Consider the following 25,468-nt stretch of genomic DNA (forward strand, 5'->3'; position numbering starts at 1 on the left):
CTCCAAGGGCTGGACCTGCTGGTCCAGCAGGGCGAACTGATGGCCCTGGTCGGCGCGTCCGGCAGCGGAAAATCCACCCTGCTGAACATCCTCGCCGGCCTCGACACCCCCACCGCCGGCGCCGCCTCGGTGGCCGGGTTCGACCTGCTCGCCCTCGACGCCGGCGCACGCCTGCGCTACCAGCGCGAAGTCGTCGGCTTCGTCTGGCAGCAGACCTCACGCAACCTGCTGCCCTACCTCACCGCCCTCCAGAACGTCGTCCTGCCCATGCGCCTTTCCGGCCGCGTCAAGGGCCGCAAGGCACGCGCCGACCGCGCCACCGAACTCCTGGAGATGATGGGCGTCGGCTACTGCGCCGACCGCCGCCCGCAGCAGATGTCCGGCGGCGAACAGCAACGCACCGCCATCGCCGTCGCCCTGGCCAACCACCCCTCGCTGGTCCTGGCCGACGAACCCACCGGGCAACTGGACTCCGCCACCGGCGAACAGGTCTTCGCCGCGTTCCGCACCGCCAACGAACAACTCGGCACCACCATCGTCGTCGTCACCCACGACCAGGCCGTCGCCACCGCAGTCGACCGCACCGTCGCCATTCGCGACGGCCGCACCGCCTCCGAAGTCGTCCGCCGCACCAGCGTCGACGACGAAGGCCGCACCACCGTCCACGCCAGCGAATACGCCACCGTCGACCGCTCCGGCCGCCTCCAACTCCCCCGCGACTACACCCACGCCCTCGACATCCGCAACCGCGTCATGCTCGAACTCGAACCCGACCACATCGCCGTCCGCCCCGACCGCCCCGAACAGGACTGACGGCCCACGGGTCTACGCGTCCGGAGCCGCGTAGACCCGCTCGCCGCCCACGAAGGTCTGCAGCACCCGGGTGGCCGCGATCCGCGCGGGCGGCCCGGCGAAGGGATCGCGGTCGACGACGACGAGATCGGCGAGCTTGCCCGGGGTCACCGTGCCCGTGTCGTCGAGGTGGTTCGCGTACGCGCTCCCCGCGGTGTACGCGGCGATGGCCGCCGCCAGGTCGATGCGCTGCCCCGGCAGGAACACCGGAGTCCCATCCGGGGCGTCCGGCGTACGGCGGTTGACCGCGACATGCAGGGCCTGGAACGGGTCGGGGCTGCTCACCGGCCAGTCGCTGCCGGCCGCGAGCGTGGCCCCGGAGCGGAGCAGATCACCGAACGGATACTGCAGGGCGGCCCGTTCCGGGCCGAGGAAGGGCACCGTGAGCTCGTCCATCTGCGGCTCGTGGGCCGCCCACAGCGCCTGAACGGTGGCGGTGGCACCCAGCACGCGGAAGCGGGCGACGTCGTCCGGGTGCACGACCTGCAGATGGGCGAGGTGGTGCCGGGTGTCGCGGAAGCCGTTCACCGAACGGGCCGCCGCCACCGCGTCCAGCGCCTCACGGACGGCACGGTCGCCGAGGGCGTGGAAGTGCACCTGGAAGCCGAGCGCGTCCAGTTCGGTGACGTGCTTGGCCAGCGCCGCCGGGTCCACGAAGCTAATGCCGCTGTTGCCAGAGGCGCAGCCGCACGCGGCGAGGTAGGGGCCGAGCGGGGCGGCGGTCCCGTTCTCCGCGATGCCGTCCTGCATGATCTTGACGCTGGTGGCACGGAACCGGCCCCGGCTCACCGCGGCACGCCGCTCGACGAGTTCGGGGATCTGCTCGGCGCCGCGGGCCCGGTCCCACCACAGCGCACCCACGACGCGGGCGGTGAGCAACCCGTCGGCGATCAGGGCGTGGTAGGCCGAGACCGGGTCGGTCATGTTCGCGTAGTCGCCGACGATGGCGTCCTGCCAGGCCGTGACCCCCAGGGAGTGCAGCACCCCCTGGGCGCGCAGCAGTGCAGCGGCCCGCTCGGCGGCCGTGACGGGCGGCAGCAGCCGGCCCACCAGGTGGAGTGCGCCCTCCTGGAGCATCCCGGTGGGGTTGCCGTCGGCGTCGCGCTCGATACGGCCGTCCGCGGGGTCGGGGGTGTCCCGGGTGATCCCGGCCAGCTCCAGGGCACGGGAGTTGACCCACGCCCCGTGATGGTCGCGGTTGGGCAGGAAGACCGGACGGTCGCGGACGACGCCGTCCAGGAGCGCCGCGGTGGGGGCGCCACCGGGGAAGGCGTCCAGCGACCAGCCGCCGCCGGTGATCCACTCGGCTCCCGGGTGCCCGTCGGCGTAGGCCCGGACCAGCCCCAGGTACTCCCCCGCCTCATGGGCCTCGGCCAGATGGCACTGCCCCAGCTCGACACCCGCGACGAGCGGGTGGACGTGGGCGTCCTGGAAACCGGGCAGCAGCATCTTCCCGGCCAGGTCGACGACCTCGGTGCCCGGCCCGATCAGCTCGCGGACCTCGTCGTGGCCGACCGCGGCGATCCGCCCGTCGCGCACCGCGACCGAGGTGGCCCGGCCGAGAACGGGGTCGACGGTGTGCACGGGACCGCCGGTGAGGACGAGGTCGGCACGGGAGTGGGACATGGACGCTCCAGGGGTGACGGGGGCGGGGACGGGGACGGCATCGGTCCGGGGTTCGTGCGGTGCGTTCAGACGGTCGTACGGTCCACGGGGCGCGGTCAAGGCGCCCGCCTGCGCGCCGCGGCCGGCGGTGGGGCGGGGAGGGCGTCGCAGAGTCGCACAGCACGGCCCACGCGCGCCCGGGACGGCGGCCGGCACCTGGCCGTCCCCCGCGATTGCGCCCACAGCGTGACCGCTGCCGTCCGGCCGCGCCGCGAGGCACAGTGGCCGGTATGAAACTGCTGACACTGGGTGGTACGGAGTTCGTGGGACGCGCCGTCGTCGAGGACGCGCTCGAACGGGGCTGGGAGGTCACGGTGTTCCACCGCGGCCGGCACCAGGCGCCGCCCGGCGCCAAGGAACTGCTCGGGGAACGCGGCGCCGAGGACGGCCTCACCGCCCTGGAGCACGGCGAGTGGGACGCCGTCGTCGACACCTGGTCCGGCGCACCCGCCGCCGTCCGGGAGACGGCCCGCCTCCTGGCCGGCCGCGCCCGGACCTACGCCTACGTGTCCAGCCGCTCCGTGTACACCTACCCCGCCACCGCCGGCCTCGACGAGGACGGACCCGTGGTGGACGCCGCCCCGGACGACGGACCCGACGTCGACTACGCCCGCGCCAAGCGCGGCGGCGAACTGGCCGCGGCCGAGTCATTCGGCGACCACGCCCTGCTGGTGCGCGCGGGCCTGATCCTCGGCCCCTACGAGAACATCGGCCGCCTCCCCTGGTGGCTCAACCGCATCGCCCGCGGCGGCCCCGTGCTCGCCCCCGGCCCCCGCGACCTGCCCCTGCAGTACATCGACGTCCGCGACCTCGCCGCATGGATGCTGAACGCCGCGCACTCCGGCCTCGGCGGCGCCTACAACCTCGTCAGCCCGCCCGGACACACCACCACCGGCGAACTCCTCGGCACCTGCGCCTCGGTGACCGGCTCCGACGCCGAACTGCGCTGGACGGACCCCGAGACGGTGCTGGCCGCGGGCATCGAACCCTGGAGCGAACTGCCGGTCTGGCTCCCCCCGGGCGAGCTCTACGACACGCTCCACACCGGCGACGTCTCCCGCGCCCTGGCCACCGGCCTGCACTGCCGCCCCGTCACCGAGACCGTCTCCGACACCTGGGAGTGGCTGCGCTCCATCGGCGGCACCGCACCCCAGCGCCCCGACCGCCCCACGGTCGGCCTCGACCCGGCGAAGGAGGCCAAGGCGCTCGGCTCCTAGGCCATGTCGTCAAACGAGCTCCCCCAGCTACCGCTGGGTGCCCCCACCGCTCGGAGGGCGGGCCCCGCGGTTCCCCCAGCTTGCGCTGGGCGGTGCCCCCAGGTGCGGTGCATCGCAAGGCGGAGAGTCGTCCTCGTAGTGGGCTACTCGGACGATTCGACAACGCAGCGTGGGGGCACCTCCCAGCGGAGCTGGAGGAGTGCCGTGCCTGGGGGCACCTCCCGGCGGAGCTGGGGGAGCGGCGCGGGGTGGGGGCACCCCCGGCCGAAGGCTGGGGGAGGGCATTTGACGACACGGCCCAGGCCGTGCGCCCGGCCTCCCCGGCGGGCTGCGCGCCCAGGTGCGTCCCGAAGAACGCCACCGCCGCCTCGATGGCGGGCTTGACGTACGTGTCGTCGTCGTACAGCCCGATGTGATCCACGGTGTCCAGGACCGGCAGTTCCTTCGGTCCGGGCAGGGCGGCATGCACCGCCACGGCGTCGGCGACCGGGATCGCGGTGTCACCGCGGCCGCACGCGACCAGCGTCGGGGCGGTGACCAGCGGGACGTGGGAGTCGACGTCCAGGGTGAGTTCCTGGAGGACGGACAGCGCCGTGCAGCGGTTCTCCCAGCCGGGACGGGCACCCCGAGCCGTGCCGTGGTACGCGGCGGGCTCCGGCCCCGGATTCCCCGCGGGCATGCCCTCCGGATCGACGGCGGGCCGGTACTCGATCTCACCGGTGGCGTGCCGGCGCTGCGCGATCCCCGCGAACGTCTCCATCAGCGCCGCGAAGTTGTCCGCCCCTAACGGCCGCGGATCAGCGCGGGGTTGTTGTACGCGGCGCCGGTCAACGCGACCCCCTTGCGTCATGGCCGGTCCGCCGCGGTTTCACACAGCCCCGGTACGACGGCGCCGGCGCCGCCGGCCACCGCCTCCGAACCCGAGCCGTGCCGCGGACGCCGGTCCAGGCGCAGCCCGGCCCGCACGATGTCCGCGCCGCGCAGCCGGGTCGAGGGAATCGTCGAGGGAATCAGGACGGGAGACCCGGCACGGATGTGACGGAACCCGATGTGCCCCGCGCCACACCCGCGCGACGGCGCCCCGGCGCCGACAGCGCGGCAGCCAAGTCGTCGAGCGCGGCCAGGTCGTGGGCACTGACCACAGCGTCGCAGTACGGCAGCGCCGCGGCCATGCCGCCCACGAGCGGACGATAGCGGGGACTTGCCGTACGGGGGTTGACCCACACGACACGGAAGGCCACCCGGGCGAGCGCGGCCATGTGCCGGGCGAGGAGCGCGGGGTCACCGGTGTCCCAGCCGTCCGAGACGATCACCACCACGGCGCCGCGGGCCATGCCACGACGTCCGTACCGCTCGTTGAACTCCCCCAGGCACGCGGCGATCCGGGTGCCCCCCGACCAGTCCGGCGCCGTACGCCCGGCGCGTGCCAGCGCGTCGGAGGGCAGACCGGGCCGCCGCAGGACGGGGGTCAGGCGGGTGAGCCGGGTGGCGAAGGTGAAGACCTCGGCCCGGGCCCCGCGTGACGCGCAGTAGAGCAACTGCAGCATCGCCCGGGCGTACGGCTCCATCGACCCCGAGATGTCGCAGAGCACGACCAGGTCGCGGCGCCGGGTCCGCGGCGTGAAACGGCGCAGCCGCAGGGGGTACCCGCCCGTGCGGCGCCCGGCGGCGAGCGTACGGCGCAGGTCGACGCGCCCGCCGTGGCGGGCAGGCCTGCGCCTGCGCGACGGGCGCAGCGGGGTGTTGAGCACGATCGCGCGCATCGCCTGTGCCAGCAGGACGAGTTCGGCTTCGGTCAGCGCCGCGAAGTCCCGGGTGGCGAGCCGGTCGGCGGGGCTGGCGGTGGTCGGTACCGTGACGTCGCGGGCCCGCCCCTTGGCGTCCCCGGCGGGCCGCGGGGAACCGTCCTGAGGGGCGGCGCGGGCCGGCCCGGCGGCCGTCCTCGGCGGGTCTCCCCGCTGCCCCCGCGCGACGGGGCGGCCGAGCGCCCCACCGCGGAACACCTCCCGGAACACGGCGTCCAGCACCGCAATCTGCTCCGGGTCCGCCACCAGCGTCGCCAGCGCGCAGTTCCGCAGCTCGGGTGCCGTCGCCGGCGCCAGCACGGTCACCGCCCGCGCGAACCGTCCGGCCCTGTCCGGCCCCACCGGGATCCCTGCTTCCCGCAGGGCCGCGCCCAGGGCGGCGACCACCTCCGCCAGCCCCGGATCCATGGGATTCTCGACCCTCGCATTACTTGACGGAGCAGCCCCGGGTTCACGCATCGCTGTCCACCAGGCGCGCAAGGCCCTCGGCGCGGACGGCCGCGAGGTCCTCGGCGTACTTGAGGACCGCGCCGAGGGTGCGGTCGGCCGCTTCCGCGTCGAAGGAGGTGAGGCCCAGCGCCCGCAGCGCGGCGGCCCAGTCGACGGCCTCGGCGATGCCGGGCGGTTTGGTGAGCCGGTCGCCGGCCCGCAGCCGGTCCACCGCGCCGGCGACCCGGGAGGCCAGCCACTCCCCCGCCCCGGGGACGCGGCGCCGGATGACGGCGGCGACGCGCTCGGTGTCCGGGTACTCGATCCAGTGGTAGAGGCAGCGCCGCTTCAGCGCGTCGTGCAGGTCGCGGGTCCGGTTGGAGGTCAGGACGGCGACGGGCGGCACCTCGGCGGTGCGGGTGCCGAGTTCGGGGACGGTGACGGCGGCGTCGGCGAGCACCTCCAGCAGGAAGGCCTCGAACTCGTCGTCGGCGCGGTCCACCTCGTCGATCAGCAGGACGGCCGGCCGCGGCCCCGGGTGGGTGATCGCGGCGAGCAGGGGCCGCGGCATCAGGAAGTCCTCGGTGAACAGGTCGGCGTCCCGCAGCGGTTCGCCTCGCGATTCGGCCAGCCGGATCGCGAGCAGTTGGCGCGGGTAGTTCCACTCGTACAGCGCCTCCGCGGCGGACAGCCCCTCGTAGCATTGGAGCCGGATCAGCGGGGTGTCGAGGACGGTGGCGAGGGCGCGGGCCGCCTCGGTCTTGCCGACGCCCGGTTCGCCCTCCAGCAGGATCGGCTGCCGCATGCGGACGGCCAGCAGCAGGGCCGTGGCGAGCGCGTCGTCGGCGAGGTAGTCGGCGGCGTCGAGCCGGGCGCGCAGGGCGGGGACGTCGGGGACGAGGGTGCCGGGGTCAGGAGGCATGCGCGTAGCGGTCGGGGTCGTCGGTGTAGGCGTGCCGGCAGCCGGGGCCGCAGAAGTAGACGGGGCCGCCGGCCGGCCCGGTCAGTGCGAAGGCGCCGGGGGTGACGGCGACGGTCATGCCGCACACCGGGTCGACGGCCTCCGCGGCGGGCCGCCCCGGCACCGCCGTGTCCGGCCCGGTGGGGCGGGCGGGACGGGCGGCCCGGCAGCGCCGTACCGCGATGACCTCGGCGTACACCGACACGGCGATCTCCGGCGGGGTGCGGGCGCCGATGTCGAGCCCCGCCGGGGTGTGGACGCGGGCCCGCTCTTCCGCCGTCAGCCCGAGCCCGGCCAGGGCGGCGGCACCGCGCCGGGGGCTGGCGACGAGCCCGACGTAGGGCACCCCGGCGCGCACCGCCGCGGCCAGCGGGGCCTCCTCGTCACGGCCGTGCGAGGCGACCAGGACGGCGTCGAGGTCGTCCGGCAGTGGCGTGCCCGGTCCGGCGGGCCGGGCGTCGTAGCCGAGGGCCCGGCCGAGGTCGAGCAGGGCGCGGGCGATGGGCGCGCGGCCGTGGACGTGCACCAGCAGGGGCGGCAGATGGGCTTCGAGGAAGATGTCGAGGGTCCCGCCGGACTGGCAGGGGTTGGCGACGGTGACCAGGCCCTCGTCCTCCGCCGCGGAACCCGCAGCCGAACCCGCAGCGGAACCCGCCGTCGCCGTGGCCGCGCCGCCACCGGGGGTGATCCGCAGCAGCACCGACTCCCCGGTCTCCAGCAGGCGCAGTCCCTGCAGTTGGACGGTCGACTCGGCGCAGACACCGCCGACGAAGCCCTCCATCGTGCCGTCGGGCAGCACCAGCGCGCTGTCGCCGGGCCTGGCGCTCGTGGGGCGCTGCGCGCGGACGACCGTGGCGAGGACGAACGGGGTGCGGCCGTGGCGGAGTTCGTCCAGGCGGTTCAGCAGTTCGGTGCTCGTCATCGGGTGGCCTCAGGTGATCGCCAGGTCGCTGCGGAACGGCTGCCCCCGTGCGGCCCGCCAGACCGCCGCCGGGGTCAGGGGCATGTCGACGTGGCGTACCCCGAGCGGCCGCAGGGCGTCGACGACCGCGTTGACGACGGCGGCCGGCGAGCCCACGGTCGCGGACTCGCCGACGCCCTTGGCGCCGATCGGGTGGTGCGGGGAGGGGGTGACGGTCTCGCCGAGCTCCCAGGAGGGGCATTCGACGGCGGTGGGCAGCAGGTAGTCCATGAAGGACCCGCCGAGGCAGTTGCCGTCCTCGTCGAAGGCGATCACCTGCATGAGTGCCATGCCGAGCCCGTCGGCGAGGCCGCCGTGCACCTGTCCCTCGACGATCATGGGGTTGATGCGGGTGCCGCAGTCGTCCACGGCGACGAAGCGGCGGACCTTCACCTGCCCGGTGCCGGCGTCGACGTCGGCGACGCAGATGTAGGCCCCGAAGGGGAAGGTGAGGTTGGGCGGGTTGTAGACGCAGCTGGCGTCGAGGTGGCCCTCCACGCCCTCGGGCAGTTCGAGGGTGGAGTGGGCGGCGAGCGCGATCTCGGCCATCGTGCGGCCCTGGTCGGGGTCGCCGGTGACGAACCAGCGGCCCTTCTCCCATTCCAGGTCGTCCGGGCTGACCTCGAGCATCGCCGAGGCCACCAGCCGGGCCCGTTCACGGACCTTTCGGGCCACCAGTGCGGCGGCCGCGCCCGACACCGGGGTGGAGCGGGAGCCGTAGGTGCCGAGGCCGAAGGGCGTCTGGTCGGTGTCGCCGTGCACGACGTCGATGTCCTCGGGCGGGATGCCCAGTTCCTCGGCGACGATCTGTGCGAACGTCGTCTCGTGGCCCTGCCCCTGGGTCTGCACGGAGATCCGCAGCACCGCCTTGCCGGTGGGGTGGACGCGCAGTTCAGCGCCGTCGGCCATGCCCAGGCCCAGGATGTCCATGTGCTTGCGCGGGCCCGCACCGACGGCCTCGGTGAAGAAGCTGACGCCGATGCCCATGAGTTCGCCGCGCTCGCGCCGCTCGGCCTGCTCGCGGCGCAGTTCCTCGTAGTGCGCGAGGTCCATGGCGAGCCGCAGGGCCCGCGGGTAGTCGCCGGAGTCGTACTCCCAGCCGGTCTTGTTCCGGTAGGGGAACTGCTCGGGCCGCAGCAGGTTGCGCATCCGCAGCTCGGCCGGGTCGGTGCCGAGTTCGGCGGCGAGCACGTCGACCATGCGCTCCACGAGGTAGACGGCCTCGGTGACGCGGAAGGAGCAGGCGTAGGCGACACCGCCCGGCGCCTTGTTGGTGTAGACACCGGTGACCTCGCAGTGCGCGGCCTCGATGTCGTACGAGCCGGTGAAGATGTGGAAGAAGCCCGCCGGGTACTTCGTCGGCTGCGCCGTGGAGTTGAAGGCGCCGTGGTCGGCGAGGACCTTGACGCGCACACCGAGGATGCGGCCGTCGCGGGACGCCGCCATCTCACCCGGCATGTGGTAGTCGCGGGCGAAGGAGGTGCTCATCAGGTTCTCCGAGCGGTCCTCCACCCACTTGACCGGCTTCCCCGTGACGATCGAGCCGACGACCGCGCACACGTAACCGGGGTAGATGCCGACCTTGTTGCCGAAGCCGCCCCCGATGTCCGGGGAGATGACCCGGATCTTGTGCTCGGGCAGCCCCGCCACCATCGCGTAGAGCGTGCGGTGTGCGTGCGGCGCCTGGGTGGTGGACCACACGGTGAGCTTGCCGGTGACGGCGTCCATGTCGGCGACGGTGCCGCAGGTCTCCAGCGGGGCGGGGTGCACCCGGGGGTAGAGCATGTCCTGCCCGACGACGACGTCGGCGCGGGCGAACACCTCGTCGGTGGCGGCCCGGTCGCCGGCCTCCCAGTCGAAGACGTGGTTGTCGGTGCGGCCCTCCTTGTCGTCGCGGATGACCGGTGCGCCGGGGTCGAGGGCGCGGCGGGCGTCGACGACGGGCGGCAGCGGGTCGTACTCGACGTCGATGAGCTCGAGGGCGTCACGGGCCGCGTAGCGGTCCTCGGCGACGACGAAGGCGACCTCCTGGCCCTGGAAGCGGACCTTGTCGGTGGCGAGCACCGCCTGGGTGTCGTAGGAGAGCGTCGGCATCCAGGCCAGTCCGAGCCCGGCCAGCGTCTCCCCGGTGATGACGGCCCTCACCTTGGGGTGCGCCTCGGCGGCGGAGGTGTCGACCGACACGATCCGCGCGTGCGCCAGCGGGCTGCGCAGGACGGCGCCGTACAGCATGCCGGGCAGCCGGACGTCGTCGACGTAGGTGCCGTGGCCGCGGACGAAGCGGGCGTCCTCCTTGCGGGTCATCCGCCCGAAGCCGACCGGCCGTTCCCCGGTGGTGGTCATGTCCGCACCTCCTCGCGGCCGGCGTCCTCCTCGGCGGGCCGCGCCGCGCCGCCGTGCTCGGCGGCCCAGCGGATGGAGCGCACGATGTTCTCGTAGCCGGTGCAGCGGCACAGCTGGCCGGAGACGGCCTCGCGGATGTCCTCCTCGGAGGGGTCGGGGTCGTGGTCGAGCAGCCAGCGGGCGGTCATCATCATGCCGGGGGTGCAGAAGCCGCACTGCAGTCCGTGGCAGGCGACGAACCCCTGCTGCACGGGGTCGAGTTCCGCCCCGTGGGCGAGGCCCTCGACGGTCCGTACCTCGTGGCCGTCGGCCATCACCGCGAGCACGGTGCAGGACTTGACGGGTGCGCCGTCCAGCCACACCGCGCAGACCCCGCAGTTGGAGGTGTCGCAGCCCCAGTGGGTGCCGGTGAGACCCAGGTCGTCGCGGAGGAAGTGCACCAGCAGCAGGCGGGGTTCGACGCCCCGGGTGTACCGCTCGCCGTTCACGGTGACCGTGATCTGCATGTCAGGCCTCCTGCCCCTGGGCACGGGCGGCCGCGGCGCGCAGGGCCCGCACGGTGAGCTCGGCGGCGAGGTGCCGCTTGTAGTCGACGGGACCGCGCTGGTCGGCGGAGGGCCGGCACTCCTCGCCCGCGACGCGGCCCGCCTCGGCGAACCGCTCCTCGTCCGGCGGTCCGCCGCACAGGTACCGTTCGGCCTCCTCGGCGACGAACCGGGGCGCGCCGACGGCGGTCAGCCCGATCCCCGCCTCGGTGACCACTCCCCCGGAGAGTTCCAGGACGGCGGCCGCGGCCGCGACCGCCCAGTCCCCGGCGCGCCGCTCCACCTTGCGGTAGGCACTGGCGTGCGAGCGGATCGGCACCCGGACCTCCAGCAGCAGCTCCGCCTCGCCGAGCACGGTCTCGTACGGGCCGAGGAAGAACTCCCGCACCGGCACCACCCGCCGGCCGTCCGGACCCTGGGCGACGAGGGTCGCGCGCAGCGCGCAGAACGCGGCGGACAGGTCCTCGGACGGATCGGCCTGGCAGAGCGAGCCGCCGACCGTGCCGCGGTTGCGCACCAGCGGGTCGGCGATCATGCGTTCCGCGTCGCGGAGGACGGGGAAGTGCTCGCCGACCACGGCCGAGGCCAGCAGGCCGGCATGGCGGACCATGGCGCCGACGGCGAGCTCGCCGCCGTCCACGCGGATGCGGGTCAGCTCGTCGAGGCCGTTGATGTCGATCAGCGCCTCCGGCTGGGCCAGCCGCAGTTTCATCATCGGCAGCAGGCTGTGCCCGCCCGCGACGAGGCGCGCCTCGGGCCCGTACCGGGTCAGCAGCTCGATGGCGTGCTCGACACCGGTCGCCCGCGCGTACTGGAACGTGGCCGGAACCTGCATACGCCCTCCTGGTGCCGGGCTCCCCCTGTGGCGTGATGCTGCGCCTCGCCGTGGTGCCGGTGCAATGGGCCGATAAGGCTTCACTTATCGGGGCGAAAGCGGGAAAATCAAGAGGTGACCGTGACGCAGCTCAGCACGTTCGTGTTGGTGGCCCGGCTCGGTTCGGTCACCGCCGCGGCGCGGACGCTGAACGTGAGCGAGTCCGCCGTGTCACAGGCGCTGGGTGCGCTGCGCGCGCACTTCGGCGACCCCCTGATCCGCCGCGCGCCGGGCGGCGGGATGCGGCTGACCCCGGCGGGCGCGCGGCTGCTCCCCGTCGCCTCGCGCATGGTCGCGCTGAGCGCGGACGCGGAGGCCGCGGTGCGGGCGGCGCAGGGCGAGCCCGACGAATTGCGCGTGGTGGCCGCGGGCACGCTCGCGGAATTCGTACTGCCGTCGCTGACGGCGGCCTTCGCCGAGCGGACGGGCCGGCGCATCGACACGTCCTTCGGCGTCGCCACGACGAACGCGATGCGGGCGCTGGTGGAGCACCGCCTCGCCGACGTGGCGCTCGGCCCCGACCTGGGGGCGGTGCGCGGCGGGGACCTGGTCGGCGAGCCCGTCTTCCGCGCCGTGCTGGTCGCGGTGACCGGGGCGCGGGCCCCTCGCCCCGCGGGACCGCCGTCCCGGTGGACGTGGCTGGTCGACGCCTCCGGCACCGACCCCGGCGCCGACGCGGGACGCCTGCTGCGCAGGCTGCGGGTGCCCGAGGCCCGCGTCCGGGTCTTCCCGCACCTGACCGCGGCCTGGGACGCCGCCGCGGAGGGCGCGGGCGTGGCGCCCGCGGTCGCCCATCTGGTCACCCCGCGCCTGCGCCGCGACGAACTGCGTCTGCTCGACACCCCGGGCACGCCCGCGGACGCCACCTGGCACGCCACCGTCCTGCCGCCGGGCTTCCGCTCCCCCGCGACCGACGTCTTCCTCCACTTCCTCCGCACCGCCGCCGCCACCCGCCTGATGGGCGCCCCCGGCACCGGCATCACCCCCTCCCGCTCCCGTCCCGCCGTCCGCGTCACGCTCTGGCCGTAGGCCGTGTCGTCAAATGCTCGCCTGCCCAGCGGCGCCTGGCACGGCACTCCCCCAGCTTCGCTGGGAGGTGCCCCCACGCTGCGTTGTCGAATCGTCCGAGTAGCCCACTACGAGGACGACTCTCCGCCTTGCGATGCACCGCACCAGACGCCGCTGGGCCCGCCCTCCGGGCGGCCGACGTTCATTTGACGACACGACCTAGCCGTGTCTTCACATGCCCTCCCCCGGCTTGGACGCGGAGGAGAAGCGGTCGGGGCGGCGCTCCCGCGCGGGCGCGGCTCAGCCGGGGGCCGCGGTGACCAGGACTTCTTTCAGGCGGGTGAGTTCGGCCGCCGTCAGTCCGCGGTCGCGCAGCCAGGGGCCCGCGCCGCCGTGGGCGGTGTGGAGGGTGGCCAGGAAACGGCGCATGACCCGCGGTTCCGAGGCCATGAAGGCGTGCTCCACGGCGGGGAGGTCCCGGTAGGAGGGGAAGCGGGTCAGCCGGGCGCGGATGCGGACGACGCGCTGGGCGGTGAGCGCGTAGTCGGCGGCGATGGCGGGGGCGGGCACGCCCACCGCGTCGAGCAGGAGGGCCGCGAGGACGCCGGTGCGGTCCTTGCCGACGGCGCAGTGGAAGACCACGGCGTGCTGGTCGGTGTCGGCGATCACGCGGGCGGCCGCGACCAGCGACTCGCCGCTGCCGTCGAGCAGTCCGAGGTAGAAGCCGGTCGCGTTCCCGTCGTCCGCGGTCGTCACCGGTACGGCGTCGGTGACCAGCGCCTGCACCCGGCTGACCGGCAGGTTCACCCTGCGTACGGCCGCGTCCGCCAGCAGGCCGTGCCCCTCGCGGGCGGCCTCGTCGGGGCCGCGCAGGTCGAGGACGGTACGCAGCCCGTAGCGGCCGAGCAGGAGTCCGACGTCGTCCGCCGTGGCCTCCTGGAGGGTGCTGGCCCGGAAGACCACGCCGCGCCGGGTCGTGCCGCCGCCGCGCACGGGCAGTCCGCCCAGGTCCCGGATGTTGTCGACCTCCGCCAGTTCGACCCAGCGCGGCGTGTCACCGGTGGATCCGTCCTGCGTCGTCTCCAAGGCGCCCTCCTCGTACAGCCCCCGGCCATCGTGCCGTGCGCGGCCGCCCCGGTCCACCGGCGTCCGCGGCCGTGGGGATATCGTCGGCTGACCCCGGGACATGTCCCGGACGACCACCGACCGGAGGTGCCCGCCATGGCCCAGTCCGAGCCGCCCGGGGAGCCGCTGGTGCGCACGGAGCGGCACGGCCGCGTGCTGGTGGTCCGGATGTGCCGTGCGCACAAGCGCAACGCCGTGGACCGGCGGCTGGCCGAGGCGCTCGACGCGGCGTTCAACACCCTGGAGGACGACCCGGAGCTGTGGGCCGGGGTGCTCACCGGCTCCGGCGGAGTGTTCAGCGCGGGCAGCGACCTGAACGCCATCGGCGACTACGTCACCGAGCGCGGCGGCGAGTACGGACTGATCCGCCGTCACCGGCGCAAGCCGCTGGTGGCCGCCGTCGAGGGCGCCGCGCTGGGGGGCGGGATGGAACTGGTCCTCGCCTGCGACCTGGTGGTGGCCGCCTCGAACGCCGTGTTCGGGCTGCCGGAGGTCCGGCTGGGCCTGGTGCCCACCTGCGCGGGGCTCTTCCGCGGCCCGCGGGCCCTGCCCGTCAACCTGGCCAGGGAGATGGTGCTGACCGGCGATCCCGTCGACGCCGCGCGGGCGCACGCCGCCGGGCTGGTCAACCGGGTCACCGAGGAGGGCGGGGCGCTGGCGGGCGCGCTCGAACTCGCCGCGCGCGTCTGCGAGAACGCCCCGGTCGCGGTGCAGGCGAGCCTGGTGGCCATGGACGCCTGGCTCTCCGGCGCCGACGCGCTCGGCTGGCGGTCCACCGAGGAGGCGACCCGTACGGTGATGGCCTCCGAGGACCGGCACGAGGGTGTGGCCGCGTTCCTGGACAGGCGCCCGCCCCGCTGGACCGGCCGCTGACGAGGCCCGTGACACGGCCGCTGACGGAGCCACTGACGAGGCCGGTGACCGGCGGATGCACGCATCCGGGTGACTCCGGCGTGCGCCACGCCGGAGTCCGGGCTTATCTGGAACCCGTGACCGGTGTCGTCCGGACCGCGGTCCGCCGCGCAGGAGGCGCCCCGAGCGAGGAGCTTCCTTTTGGCACGCAGGATTCCGCCGACCACCGCGGTCGCCGTGGTGTTCGTCGCCGCGCTGTTCATGGCGATCATGGACACCACCATCGTCAACGTCGCCGTACCGGCCATCGGCGAGGACTTCGGCGTGCCGGCCTCCGGGCTGGGGGGCGTCAACATCGGATACCTGGTCAGCCTGGCGGTCTTCATCCCCGTCGCCGGCTGGCTCGCCGACCGGTACGGCACCCGCCGGGTGTTCCTCGCCGCGCTGGTCGCCTTCACCCTGGCGTCGGCGCTGTGCGCGATGTCCACCAGTCTCGAACAGCTCACCCTCTACCGGATCCTGCAGGGCGCGGGCGGCGGTCTGCTCGTCCCGGTCGGCCAGACCATGCTCTTCCGGGCGTACCCGCCGGCGGAACGGATCAAGGCGCAGCGCGCGCTGATGGTGCCGACCGCCATCGCGCCTGCCGTGGGCCCGGTGCTGGGCGGCTGGCTGTGCGACGCCGTGTCCTGGCACTGGGTCTTCCTGGTCAACCTGCCGGTCGGTGCCGCCGCCGTCGTCTTCGGCCTGCTGTTCCTCCCGGACTTCCGGCTGGAGCGCCCCGGGCGCTTCGACCTCGTCGGCTTCCTCCTGGCCGGCGGCGGGCTGGCGCTGGCGCTGTACGCGCTGACCAACGGCGCCAAGGACGGCTGGGGCACCGCGGGCATCCTCGTGCCGCTGCTCGTGGGGATCGCGGCGCTCGGCGCGATGGTGCTGGTGGAGCGGCGGATCCCGATGCCGATGCTGGACCTGGAGCTCTTCCGGGACCGGCTGTTCCGCGCCAACACCGTCGTGATGTTCCCGCTCAGCGCGGTCTTCCTCGGCACCGTGTGGCTCTACCCGATGTTCCTGCAGGAGGCGCTGGGCTTCAACGCCTTCGAGAGCGGCCTGGCCACCTGGCCGGAGGCCGTGGGAGTGATGGCCGCCGCGCAGATCGCCCCGCGCCTGTACCGGCGGATCGGGCCGCGGTGGCTCATGGTGGGCGGTTCGGCCGGCATGGGCGTCTGCGTGGCGGTGATGACCGGGTTCACGACGGCCACCTCGCCGTGGGTGCTGCGCGGGGTGCTCTTCGTCCTCGGCTACTGCATCGGGCACGTGATGATGTCGGCTCAGAACGCCGCCTTCGCCACGATCCCCGCGCCCTCGACGGGGCGGGCCGCGACCGTGTTCAACATGCAGCGGCAGCTGGGCGGTGCCTTCGGTACGGCGCTCATCGCCACGCTCCTCACCGCGGTCGGTACGACGACCGTGACGGCGGGCGGCGCCACCACGGCCAACCTGGGCGCGTACCACGCCGGCTTCGTGCTCTGCACGGGCCTGGCCCTGATCTCCGCGGTCGCCGCGCTCTTCGTCTCCGACAAGGACGCCCTGGGCGTCGAGACGTCCCGCCCCGGCCGGCACGCCCGCCCCGGCGCGGCCGCCTCGCCGGCCTCCTGACCCGACGGAGCCGGAGGCCGGTCGCGGAGCACCGCGTGCCGGCCTCCGGCCCGGCGCCACGCCTCGGCCGGACGCGGGCGGCCGCCACTACCATCGGGGCATGCCTCGCCTGGAACGTCTCCGTACCGATCACGCCGCCGCGCTCCTGGAGTTCGAGCGAGCGAACCGCTCGTACTTCGCCGCGTCGATACCCGACCGGGGCGACGACTACTTCACCCACTTCGACGCGCGGCACCAAGCTCTGCTCGCCGAGCAGGACACCGGGTTCTGCCACTTCCATGTGCTGGTCGGCGCGGACGACGAGGTGCTGGGCCGGATCAACCTGGTGGACGTGGCCGACGGGTCGGCGGAGCTGGGGTACCGGATCGCCGAGAGCGCGGCCGGGCGAGGGCTCGCCACGGCCGCGGTTCACGAAGTGTGCGCGCGGGCGGCCGGTGAGTACGGGCTGGCGACGCTGCGGGCGGTCACCACGGTGGACAACGCGGGCTCGCGCACAGTGCTGTCCCGTACGGGGTTCGTGCCGGCCGGCACGGTCGAGCTGAGCGGCCGTCCCGGGCTCCGGTTCGTCCGCGACCTGGGGGACGGGACGGCGCCGTCCTCCGCGGGCTGAAAGCGGGCGGCGAGGGCGCGCAGTCCGGGGAGGGCGAGGACGGCGATCCCGGGGAGGCTCGAGACGAGGGTGAGCACCCCGTACACGACGGCGGTCGCGAGGCCCTGGGCGGCGCCCAGCCCGGCGGCGCCGAAGGCGAGCGTCGCGGCGGCCTCACGCGGGCCCCAGCCGCCGATGTTGACGGGCAGTCCCATCACCAGCAGGGCCAGGACGAGCGGCGGCACGAGCGTGGCGACCGGCGCCGGCGAACCGGCGGCACGGGCCGCGACCACGAACAGGGCGATGTGCCCGGCGAGTCCCGCCGCGGACAGGGCGACCACACCCGGCCAGGTGCCGCGGGCCAGCAGTCCGCTGCGGAGGTCGGCCAGCCCGGTGGCCAGGGCCTTGCGCCCCTTGGCGCCGCGCCGCCACAGCAGCCATCCGCCCAGCGCCACGACGGCCAGGAGCACACCGGCCGTGACCTCCGCGGCGGCCCGGCCCGGCACGAGGTCGCCGGCGATGGCCGTGACCAGTGAGGGCCGGGTCAGCAGGACGGCCGCGCCGAGCACGAGGACGACGACCTGGCCGCCGACCCGTTCCAGGACGACGGCGCGCACACCGCGGCCGACATCGCCCGAGTGCCTGCCGTGGCGGACGGCCCGGTCGACGTCGCCGAGGACCCCGGCCGGGAGCACCGCGTTGAGCAGCAGCGCCCGGTAGTAGTCGGACACGGCCCGGGTCAGCGGGAGCCGCAGGCCGAGCCGGCGGGCGACCAGGCACCAGCGCCAGGCGCTCGTCACGGTGGTGAACAGGCCGATCACGAGGGCGGCGAGGACGGCGGGGCCGTCGACGACCCGCAGGCCGTCGACGAACGCGCCGGTGCCGAGCCGCCACACGAGGGCGGCCAGGATGCCCGCGCCGATCAGCAACCGCAGCCAGGCCCACAGTCGTTGCCTCACCGGGCGCCACCTCCGGGCAGGGCGAGCAGGTCGCCGTGGCCGACGACGGCGGTGAGCCGCCCGGCGGCGCAGTCCTCGAGCCGGCGGCGCAGATAGGACTGCGCGGGGGCGGCCAGGCGGGGGTCCTGTTCGACGGCGGCGCCCACCCAGCCGCGCAGCCACTCGGCGGTGAGCGCGGCGCTGTCCGCGCCGAGCCGCCAGGGGCTGGGCCGGGTCGTGACGCTGGCACCGTGCCGGGTGAACGCCCGGGCGGCGACGTCGAGGGCGTCCGGGCCGAGCAGTGCGCGGCCGCCGGCCGTACGGCGCTGGTGCGCGTTGAAGGCCGCCGTGATGTCCGCGTCGAGCGGGTCGGCGGGCCCGAGTTCGACCTCGCCGACCACGGAGAGACCGAAGAGCACGGGGACCCCGGCGGCGGTGAAGGTGGCGGCAAGGGCGTCGATCTCGTCGGCGGTGAGCAGGTCCAGCAGTGCGGACGCGGTGACGAGCGAGGTCCCGGCGAGGTCGGCGGCGGTGAGCCGGGTGAGGTCGCCCTCGCGGGTCTCGGCGGTGACGGGGCCGCCGCCCGCGGTGAGGCCGGTCAGGCTCGCCGCGGCGAGGGCGAGGAGGGCGGGGTCGTGGTCGTGGAGGATCCAGTGCTGCGGCCCGGGGAGGCTTCCGCTGAGCCAGCGGCCCATGGAACCGGTGCCGCAGCCGAGGTCGCGGACGACGAGCGGGCCGCTGCCGCGGTCGGCGCCCGCGAGGTGCTCGCGGAGCGGGCCGAGCAGGTCCGCGGCACGGGCCGCGGCGTCGGCGTCCTCGCGCAGCGCGAGCCAGTGCGGTGTGAAGGGGGCGGTGTCGGACGTGGTCATCGGGTTCCCTCCCGCAGCAGTTCGAGTACCGCGTCCATGTCCCGCGCGGCGCGCTCCCAGCCGTGCAGCGTCTCGCGCCGCAGGCGGGCCGCCGCCCGCAGCCGGTCGCGCAGGCCGGCGTCGTCGAGCCAGCGGCGGAGCGCCGCGGCGAGTTCGTCCGGGTCGTCCGGGGGGACGAGCAGGCCGGGCCGTGTGCCGTCCGGTGCCAGGCCGAGGGCGTCGGGCACTCCCCCGGCGGCGGTGGCCAGTACGGGGGTGCCGCGCATCAGGGCCTCGGTGACGACCATGCCGAAGGTCTCGGCGCGGGACGGCAGGACGAGCAGGTCGGCGGCGGCGTACTCCGCCGCGAGGGGTTCGCCGGTGAGCGGGCCGGTGAGGTCCACGCGGTCGCCGAGGCCGTGCCGGCCGATCAGTTGGCGTACGCGTGCGAGGTGTTCGGGGTCGCGGCCGAGCGGGCCCACGCAGCGGCAGGTCCAGGGCAGGTCCGCGACGGCGGCCAGGGCCTCGGCCAGCAGGTCGTGGCCCTTGCGCGGGGTGATCGAGGCCACGCACAGCAGCCGTGCGCCGTCCTGCCTGCCGGGCGCGAGCGGCGCGGGATCGGTGCCGGGGACGACGACGTGGACCCGGCCCGCGGGCAGCGCGTGCCGCTCGGCGATGCGCCGGGCCGCCCAGGGGCTGGTGGCGACGACCGCGGCGGCGGCCCGCAGGGTCTCGCGCTCCAGGGTGTCGAGTTCGCGGGCGGCCGCGGGGTCCAGGCCGGTCTCGTCGGCGAGCGGCAGATGCACCAGGACGGCGGTGCGCAGCCGGCGCGTGTGCGGGACGACGATCTCGGGGACGCCGCAGGCCACGAGCCCGTCGAGCAGGACGACGGCGCCGTCCGGCACCGCGGCGAGCGCCCTGGCCAGTGCCTCGCGGGCGGCGCCGTCCGGGCGCGGCCACGCGCCCCGCACGGGGAGTTCCCGCAGCGGCCGGCCCGCGGCCGCCAGGGTCTGGCTCAGCCGGCGGTCGTAGACGTTGCCGCCGCTGGGCGCGGAGGCGTCGTCGACGTCGCCCGGGAGGACGACGTACGCGGGGGCCGCCCCCGCCGGAGCGGGGGCGGTCGAGCGCGCGTGCGTCCTCACAGAGAACGCTCGTAGCTCGCCCAGGCGACGTGCGACTCGTGGAGGGTGACGGTGATGCCGGTCAGGCCGTGCGCACCCTCGCCGAGCTTGCCCGCGGCCACGCGGTCGGCGAGCCGGTCGGCGATGGTCTTCGCCAGGAACTCGGTGGAGGTGTTGATCCCGGAGAAGTCCGGATCGTCGTCGAGGTTGCGGTAGTTGAGCGCGGCGAGTACCGCGCCCAGCTCCTGGGTGGCCAGGCCGATGTCGACGACGATGTTGTCGGCGTCGAGCTCCGGGCGGCGGAACGTGGCGTCCACCAGGAACGTCGCGCCGTGCAACCGCTGCGCGGGTCCGAAGACCTCGCCGCGGAAGCTGTGGGCGACCATGACGTGGTCGCGGACGGTGATACTGAACACGCGAGGACAACCTTCCCCAAAGGCCTAACCGGGACGGTAGGCAATACGGTGGCAGAGCACGGAACGTTCACCGCCTGCGATCTCCTTCATCAGCAGGGGCAGTTCCTCGAAGTCGCTCTCGCCGGTGACGAGAGCGTCGTAGACCGGGTCGGCGAGCAGGCGCAGGGCCAGTGCCATCCGGTCCGCATAGGTGCGCCGGGTGCGGCGCGAGGGTGAGACCGTGCCGACCTGGCTGCTGCGCACGACCAGGCGGCGGGAGTGGAAGGCCTCGCCCAGCGGCAGGCTGACCCGCCGGTCGCCGTACCAGCTCAGCTCGACGACGGTGCCCTCGGGCTCCAGCAGTTCCAGGGAGCGGGCGAGCCCCGCCTCGGTGGCGCTGGCGTGCACGACCAGGTCGCAGCCGCCCTCGGCCGCGTCGGGGTGGGCGAAGCCGACGCCGAGCGCCTCGGCGACGGCGGCGCGGGAGGGGTCGACGTCGACGAGCTGCACCCGCGCCCCCGGGACGCCCGCGAGGACGGCGGCCACACTGCAGCCGACCATGCCGGCGCCGACCACGGCGATCCGGTCGCCGATCTGCGGGCCCGCGTCCCAGACCGCGTTGACCGCGGTCTCGACGGTGCCCGCCAGCACCGCGCGGCCCGCGGGGACGTCGTCGGGCACGGGCGTCACGGCGGTGGCCGGGACGACGTACCGGGTCTGGTGCGGGTAGAGGCAGAAGACGGTGCGGCCGAGCAGCTCGGGCGGCCCCTGCTCGACGAGGCCCACGTTGAGGTAGCCGTACTTCACCGGCCCCGGGAACTCGCCCTCCTGGAACGGCGCCCGCATCGACTGGTGCTGGCTCACGGGCACCCCGCCCCGGAAGACCAGGGTCTCGGTGCCGCGGCTCACCCCGGAGTACAGGGAGCGCACCAGCACCTCCCCCGGGCCGGGCTCCGCGAGGGGCGTCTCCCTGACCTCGCCCTCGCCTGGTTCGCGAAGCCAGAACGCACGCGCCGAACGCTCCACCGTTTTCCTCCGTACTCCATGGCGGGCAACAGACACCGGCCATCCAGGTGGTGCCGGGCCCGACCGTACGCGGCTGTGCCGCACAGGCGACAAGCGGGGACGTCTCATGACCGTGATGACCGTTGGATCCGAGTTCCGTGGGGGCACCGCGGGCCGTGAGCAGGCCGGGGCGGCAGCCGCCCAGTTGGCGCTGTTCGCCGCGCTGTGGGCCACCACGGGCCTGGACGCCGTGGGCTGGCTGGCCGGGACCGTCTACGCGGCGGGCACCTGGGCGCTGCTGGCGGCGGGCCTGCGGCGGGCGGGTCGCCGCTCGCTGGGCCCGGCCGACCACGTCACCCTGGCCCGCGCGGTGCTCGTCGGCGGCGTGACGGCCATGGTGGCGGGAGGCGTCGCGCACGGCACGCCGCTGCTCACCGGGCTGACCGCGGTGGCGCTGGCCCTCGACGCGGTGGACGGCAAGGTCGCGCGGCGCACGGGCACGTCGTCCGCCCTGGGCGCGCGCTTCGACATGGAGGTCGACGCCTTCCTGATCCTGGTGCTCAGTGCGCGGCTCGCCCTGACGCTGGGCCCGTGGGTGCTGGTGATCGGCGCCATGCGGTACGCGTTCGTGGCGGCGGCGTGGGTACTGCCGTGGCTCAACGCGCCGCTCCCGCCGAGCTTCGCCCGCAAGACCGTTGCGGCGCTGCAGGGCGTCGTCCTGCTCGCCGCATGCTCGGGGCTCCTGCCCGCGGGGGTCTCGGCCGCCCTGACGGTGCTCGCGCTGGCCTCGCTGGTGTGGTCGTTCGGCCGCGACGTGCTCTGGCTGTGGCGCCACCGCCCGGCCCCGCGGTCCGGGTCCGCCACGGGCCTCGCGGGGGCGGGCGGGGCGGCGGAGGATTCCCGCGTGCTGGTCTCCTCCGGCGCGGGCGGCCGTACCTCCTGACCCGGCAGGTCCGCGGCCCCGGCGGCGCCCTCCGCTGCCGGGGCTGCCGTCCGGCCCAGGACACCACCAACCGCCCCGGGGCGCGCCGAAGGCCACCGCGCGACGGCCCCTCCGGGCCCTGGAGTGCGACCTCGGGGTCACCGCCCGGCCGCCGGCCCCGCTCATGGCCCGGACGGGACCCGGGCAGGCACGCTCGGGCGGCACGGTCGGAGTTCACGAAACCCCGGGCACGCCGAAGGCCATCGCCCACGAGGCAGCCCCGGCCCTCATCCGGGATGTCCGAGGCTCCGGCCCGATCGGCGCAGAGCGCCGCCGCCGCCGATTGACCGCCTTGTCGCCGGGCCCCAAGCGCCGCCTGTCGCGGCTCGATTCGGCGCCAGGGGCAGACCCGTCCCGCTCGCGGCCCGGTCGGCGGCTGAGCCGCCGCCACCCGCGGTCAGGCGTCCTGGCGGGGCAGGTAGCGCAGCAGCACCACGTCGCCGATCTGCCGGGTCTCCGCGAGCGTCATCCGCTGCTGGGGGCCCTGCGGGAAGACCGCGGGGTGCACCATGCGCGGGGCGTCGGCCTGGCCGACGAAGAACGGCGCGTACACGAGCTGGAGTTCGTCGACGAGCCCGGCGCTGAGGAACATGGTGTGGACGATTCCCCCGCCCTCGACCATGAGCCGTCCGACACCGCGCTCGGCGAGGTCGGCGAGCAGGATCCGCACGTCCAGCGGGTCGCCGGCGTCGACGACGGAGCAGACGTCGCCGATGCGTTCGCGGAGGCAGTCGCTCGCGCCGGAGGTCGTGTAGACGACCTTCTCGCACTCCCCCGTCGTGAAGAACCGGGCGCCTGGGTCGAGTTTCCCGCTCTCGGTGACCGTGACCTTGATCGGCGTCGGCGACAGCCCCGCGCGGAGCCGCCGTTCGCGGCGCTCGGCGGAGCACACCAGCAGCCGCGGGTCGTCGGACCGTATGGTGTTGGCCCCCACGAGGATGGCGTCCACCCCGGAGCGGACGTCGTCGATCCGGTCGAAGTCCTCCTCGTTGGAGAGCAGCAGCCGGGTCGTGCTCGTGTCGTCCAGGCATCCGTCCAGCGAGGAGGCCACGGACATCAGTACGTACGGGCGCGATCTCATGGGGACACATTGCCGTACAAGGGCGTTCGCGGATGTGAAGGTTCCGTAAGTCGCGCGCGAGCCTCCGGATCGATGTAGGGTCCGCCGATCACCGTCGGGCCTGGTCAGCCGCGGAGGCGGCCCGTCGGTCCCGTATCCCGGCGAGGACGTCGAGGGCGAGCGAGTCGTCGGCATCGTGGGAGAGGGAGACGGTGACGCGGGTGCACAGGCCCGCGAAGCGGTCGCGTACGGCCCGGCCGGCCGCCTGCGGTTCACCGTGGACGGCGAAGGCGTCCAGGACGTCGTCGTCCACCAGCCGGCCCATCTCGGCCCACCGGCCGCGCACGGACAGCCGGTGCAGCTCGTCGTGGAGCCCGCCCCAGCCGTGGAGGTCGAGCACGGGGCGGTAGGCGGGCGTGGAGGCGTAGAACGCGATCCGCTCGCGGGTGGCGGTCAGCGCCGCCGCGTACTCCTCCTCGGTACGGCCGGTGGCGACCAGGGCGTTGCCCGCCACCTCGAAGGGCAGGCCCGCGCGCTCGGAGGCCGCCCTGGCCTGGTGCACGGTGGGGAGGGTGACCTGCCGGAGGTAGTCCGCGGAGGTGAGGGCGTGGCAGATCAGCCCGTCGGCGACCTCGCCCGCGACGGCGGTCATCTTCGGGCCGACACCGGCGAGCCAGATGCGGGGCGGCCCGGACGGCAGGGGGCCCGGGTCGAACATCGGCGTCATCAGGGTGTGGGTGTAGAACTCGCCGCGGAGGCGCAGCCGTTCGCCGGTCTGCCAGCTGTGCCAGATGGCCCGCAGGGCGCCCGCGAACTCCTTCATGCGGGCGGCGGGCCGCGACCAGGGCATGCCGTAGCGGTGGGTGATGTGCGGCTTGACCTGCGAGCCGAGGCCTACGGTCAGCCGCCCGCCGGACAGCCGCTGGACGTCGTACGCGGCCGTGGCCACCGTCATCGGGTTGCGCGCGAAGGCGATCGCCACACCGCTGACCAGGTCGGCCCGGCGGGTGGCGCCCGCGGCGAGGGCCAGCTGGAGGAAGGCGTCGTGCCGCATCTCGTTGACCAGCACGCCGTCCGCCCCGTGGGCCTCGGCCCGGGCTGCTGCCGCGGCGGTCCGCTCGATCCGGCCGGTGAAGGTGAAGTCGGCCTTGAGGGGCGCGGGCGGGGTGGTCACGCGCCGGCTCCCGAAGCCGGGCCGGCCGCTTCGGTGAGCCGCGGCGGCGCGGCCTGCCGCCAGGAGTCGGCGACGATGTCCCGGAGCTCGTCCATGTCGTCCAGGGCGGCGAGGCGGACCCGCACCCAGTTCGACCCGGCCTCGTGCGGCGGCACCCAGAACTTCCGCGGCTCGGCCGCGATCAGCTCGCTCCGCTCGTGCATGGGGCAGCGCACCGCGAAGGACGACTCGTCATCGGGCAGCGTGAGGTACATCTTCCCGGCGACCCGGAACGTGGGCATGCTCCAGGCCTCCTTCTCCACCGACTCGGGCAGCGAGAGGGCGATGCGGCGGACGTCTTCGGAATCGGGCATGCGACCACGGTAGCCATCGCCTCCGACAACGGCCGTGACGCGTCCCCCGCGCGTGACGCCCCCCTCCGGCCCCCCTCCGCCCCTTCGGCCCGGACCTGGGTAGCAAGAGGAAACCTAGGTGTACACTGACGTTCCCCCCGAGCGCGGTCGCGACGACGCGGCGGGCGGGAATCGCATCGTCCAGGAGGTGAGCGGCAGTGGCGACCGGACGGCATGTGTCGGGCCCGGAGGAGGACCAGCCGGCCTGCTCCATCGAGCGGAGCCTGCAGATCCTCGGTGAGCGCTGGTCCCTGCTGGTGCTGCGCGAGATCTTCGCCGGGCGGCACCGCTTCGCCGAGATCCAGACCTCGCTCGGCATCGCCCCCAACCTCCTCAGCACCCGTCTCAAGCTGCTCGTCGACGCCGGGGTGCTGTGCACGCGCACGTACCAGGAGCCGGGCAGCCGGCAGCGGCAGAGCTACCACCTGACCGACGCCGGGCGGGAGCTCGACCTCGTCATGGCCTCCCTCCAGCAGTGGGGCGACCGCCACCGGCCGCGCCCCTCCGGCCCCTCCGCGCGCCGCCGGACGCGCTCGACCGGGCAGGCCGTCCACGTCGGCTTCCTCACCGACGACGGCAGCGAGGTGCCGGGCACCGACGTGTCCATCGCGGTGACCCGGCCCGCCGGGGCGGTCTGACCCGCAGAGCGCCCCGGCGGCCGCAGGCGGCCCGGT

At 74.9% G+C, this 25,468-nt stretch carries 23 protein-coding genes and 1 pseudogene; 8 read left to right on the forward strand and 16 right to left on the reverse strand.

The genetic code is table 11. The features are described from left to right. Positions 1–813 (forward strand): ATP-binding cassette domain-containing protein (locus CHF15_RS36510; RefSeq protein WP_107418602.1); only part of this gene is annotated, 813 nt, incomplete at its 5' end. A gap of 12 nt (positions 814–825) precedes the next feature. On the opposite strand, the gene CHF15_RS36515 is transcribed toward CHF15_RS36510, so the two are convergent. Next, complete coding sequence (locus CHF15_RS36515; protein ID WP_089228234.1) at positions 826–2,478, reverse strand: amidohydrolase; 1,653 nt, start codon at positions 2,476–2,478, stop codon at positions 826–828. Positions 2,479–2,747: 269 nt separating this feature from the next. On the opposite strand from CHF15_RS36515, the gene CHF15_RS36520 reads away from it, so the two are divergent. Further along, the gene (locus tag CHF15_RS36520; protein WP_089228235.1) at positions 2,748–3,734 is read left to right on the forward strand and encodes an NAD-dependent epimerase/dehydratase family protein; all 987 of its coding nucleotides are present in this window, start codon (positions 2,748–2,750) and stop codon (positions 3,732–3,734) included. A gap of 1,010 nt (positions 3,735–4,744) precedes the next feature. Here the strand turns inward: CHF15_RS36520 and CHF15_RS36530 are convergent. Genes CHF15_RS36530 through CHF15_RS36555 form a run of 6 tightly spaced genes read right to left on the reverse strand, consistent with a single transcriptional unit; the run spans position 4,745 to position 11,613 of the window. Further along, a complete protein-coding gene (locus tag CHF15_RS36530) occupies positions 4,745–5,947 on the reverse strand; it encodes a vWA domain-containing protein (RefSeq protein ID WP_089228237.1) in 1,203 nt (400 codons plus the stop codon). A 43-nt stretch (positions 5,948–5,990) separates the two neighbouring features. After that, positions 5,991–6,890, reverse strand: a complete 900-nt coding sequence (locus CHF15_RS36535; RefSeq protein ID WP_089228238.1) for an AAA family ATPase — start codon at positions 6,888–6,890, stop codon at positions 5,991–5,993. After that, the gene (locus CHF15_RS36540) at positions 6,880–7,851 is read right to left on the reverse strand and encodes an XdhC family protein (RefSeq protein WP_089228239.1); all 972 of its coding nucleotides are present in this window, start codon (positions 7,849–7,851) and stop codon (positions 6,880–6,882) included. Before CHF15_RS36540 ends, CHF15_RS36535 begins: the two co-directional genes overlap by 11 nt. Positions 7,852–7,860: 9 nt before the next feature. After that, on the reverse strand, positions 7,861–10,233 hold the full coding sequence (locus CHF15_RS36545) for an aerobic carbon-monoxide dehydrogenase large subunit (protein ID WP_089228240.1): 2,373 nt from the start codon (positions 10,231–10,233) through the stop codon (positions 7,861–7,863). Beyond that, on the reverse strand, positions 10,230–10,739 hold the full coding sequence (locus CHF15_RS36550; protein ID WP_089228241.1) for a (2Fe-2S)-binding protein: 510 nt from the start codon (positions 10,737–10,739) through the stop codon (positions 10,230–10,232). Before CHF15_RS36550 ends, CHF15_RS36545 begins: the two co-directional genes overlap by 4 nt. Position 10,740: 1 nt before the next feature. Beyond that, positions 10,741–11,613, reverse strand: coding sequence for an FAD binding domain-containing protein (locus CHF15_RS36555; RefSeq protein WP_089228242.1), 873 nt, complete (start codon positions 11,611–11,613; stop codon positions 10,741–10,743). 114 nt (positions 11,614–11,727) lie between these two features. Here CHF15_RS36555 and CHF15_RS36560 point away from each other — a divergent pair, with 114 nt between their 5' ends. Further along, on the forward strand, positions 11,728–12,681 hold the full coding sequence (locus tag CHF15_RS36560; protein ID WP_089228243.1) for a LysR family transcriptional regulator: 954 nt from the start codon (positions 11,728–11,730) through the stop codon (positions 12,679–12,681). A 279-nt stretch (positions 12,682–12,960) separates the two neighbouring features. On the opposite strand, the gene CHF15_RS36565 is transcribed toward CHF15_RS36560, so the two are convergent. Next, positions 12,961–13,746 carry a tyrosine-protein phosphatase gene (locus CHF15_RS36565; RefSeq protein WP_179280120.1) on the reverse strand — a complete coding sequence of 262 codons (786 nt, stop codon included), beginning with the start codon at positions 13,744–13,746 and terminating at the stop codon, positions 12,961–12,963. A 135-nt stretch (positions 13,747–13,881) separates the two neighbouring features. Between CHF15_RS36565 and CHF15_RS36570 the strand changes: the two genes are divergently transcribed. The 3 genes from CHF15_RS36570 (at position 13,882) to CHF15_RS36580 (ending at position 16,900) form a co-directional block, all read left to right on the forward strand. After that, complete coding sequence (locus CHF15_RS36570) at positions 13,882–14,658, forward strand: enoyl-CoA hydratase-related protein (RefSeq protein WP_089228245.1); 777 nt, start codon at positions 13,882–13,884, stop codon at positions 14,656–14,658. 180 nt (positions 14,659–14,838) lie between these two features. Further along, a complete protein-coding gene (locus CHF15_RS36575) occupies positions 14,839–16,290 on the forward strand; it encodes an MDR family MFS transporter (protein WP_089228246.1) in 1,452 nt (483 codons plus the stop codon). 100 nt (positions 16,291–16,390) lie between these two features. Further along, positions 16,391–16,900 (forward strand): GNAT family N-acetyltransferase, encoded by a 510-nt coding sequence (locus tag CHF15_RS36580; RefSeq protein WP_089228247.1) that lies wholly within the window; start codon positions 16,391–16,393, stop codon positions 16,898–16,900. Positions 16,901–17,007: 107 nt separating this feature from the next. On the opposite strand, the pseudogene CHF15_RS36585 reads toward CHF15_RS36580, so the two are convergent. The 5 genes and pseudogenes from CHF15_RS36585 to CHF15_RS36605 form a co-directional block, all read right to left on the reverse strand. Next, a pseudogene (locus tag CHF15_RS36585) lies at positions 17,008–17,838 on the reverse strand (lysylphosphatidylglycerol synthase transmembrane domain-containing protein); the annotation flags it as partial. Continuing rightward, positions 17,835–18,686: an SAM-dependent methyltransferase gene (locus CHF15_RS36590; RefSeq protein WP_089228248.1), complete on the reverse strand. Its 852-nt coding sequence runs from the start codon at positions 18,684–18,686 to the stop codon at positions 17,835–17,837. The gene CHF15_RS36590 and the pseudogene CHF15_RS36585, both read right to left, overlap by 4 nt. Then, positions 18,683–19,807, reverse strand: coding sequence for a glycosyltransferase family 4 protein (locus CHF15_RS36595; RefSeq protein WP_089228249.1), 1,125 nt, complete (start codon positions 19,805–19,807; stop codon positions 18,683–18,685). Before CHF15_RS36595 ends, CHF15_RS36590 begins: the two co-directional genes overlap by 4 nt. After that, positions 19,804–20,202, reverse strand: coding sequence for a 6-pyruvoyl trahydropterin synthase family protein (locus CHF15_RS36600; protein WP_089228250.1), 399 nt, complete (start codon positions 20,200–20,202; stop codon positions 19,804–19,806). Before CHF15_RS36600 ends, CHF15_RS36595 begins: the two co-directional genes overlap by 4 nt. Before the next feature lie 24 nt (positions 20,203–20,226). Next, positions 20,227–21,207, reverse strand: a complete 981-nt coding sequence (locus tag CHF15_RS36605) for a zinc-dependent alcohol dehydrogenase (RefSeq protein ID WP_089228251.1) — start codon at positions 21,205–21,207, stop codon at positions 20,227–20,229. Positions 21,208–21,313: 106 nt separating this feature from the next. Between CHF15_RS36605 and CHF15_RS36610 the strand changes: the two genes are divergently transcribed. Next, complete coding sequence (locus CHF15_RS36610; RefSeq protein ID WP_089228252.1) at positions 21,314–22,129, forward strand: CDP-alcohol phosphatidyltransferase family protein; 816 nt, start codon at positions 21,314–21,316, stop codon at positions 22,127–22,129. Positions 22,130–22,565: 436 nt separating this feature from the next. Here the strand turns inward: CHF15_RS36610 and CHF15_RS36615 are convergent, their stop codons facing one another. From CHF15_RS36615 to CHF15_RS36625, 3 genes are all read right to left on the reverse strand, one after another. Beyond that, complete coding sequence (locus tag CHF15_RS36615) at positions 22,566–23,249, reverse strand: RibD family protein (protein WP_089228253.1); 684 nt, start codon at positions 23,247–23,249, stop codon at positions 22,566–22,568. An 88-nt stretch (positions 23,250–23,337) separates the two neighbouring features. Further along, the gene (locus CHF15_RS36620) at positions 23,338–24,402 is read right to left on the reverse strand and encodes a TIGR03617 family F420-dependent LLM class oxidoreductase (protein WP_089228254.1); all 1,065 of its coding nucleotides are present in this window, start codon (positions 24,400–24,402) and stop codon (positions 23,338–23,340) included. Next, positions 24,399–24,755 carry an MmcQ/YjbR family DNA-binding protein gene (locus CHF15_RS36625; protein ID WP_089228255.1) on the reverse strand — a complete coding sequence of 119 codons (357 nt, stop codon included), beginning with the start codon at positions 24,753–24,755 and terminating at the stop codon, positions 24,399–24,401. The genes CHF15_RS36620 and CHF15_RS36625 overlap by 4 nt, the downstream gene beginning before the upstream one ends. A 197-nt stretch (positions 24,756–24,952) precedes the next feature. Between CHF15_RS36625 and CHF15_RS36630 the strand changes: the two genes are divergently transcribed. Continuing rightward, a complete protein-coding gene (locus tag CHF15_RS36630; protein ID WP_089228256.1) occupies positions 24,953–25,432 on the forward strand; it encodes a winged helix-turn-helix transcriptional regulator in 480 nt (159 codons plus the stop codon). Positions 25,433–25,468 lie beyond the last annotated feature (36 nt).

This window comes from Actinacidiphila glaucinigra (genome assembly GCF_900188405.1).
GTDB lineage: Bacteria > Actinomycetota > Actinomycetes > Streptomycetales > Streptomycetaceae > Actinacidiphila > Actinacidiphila glaucinigra.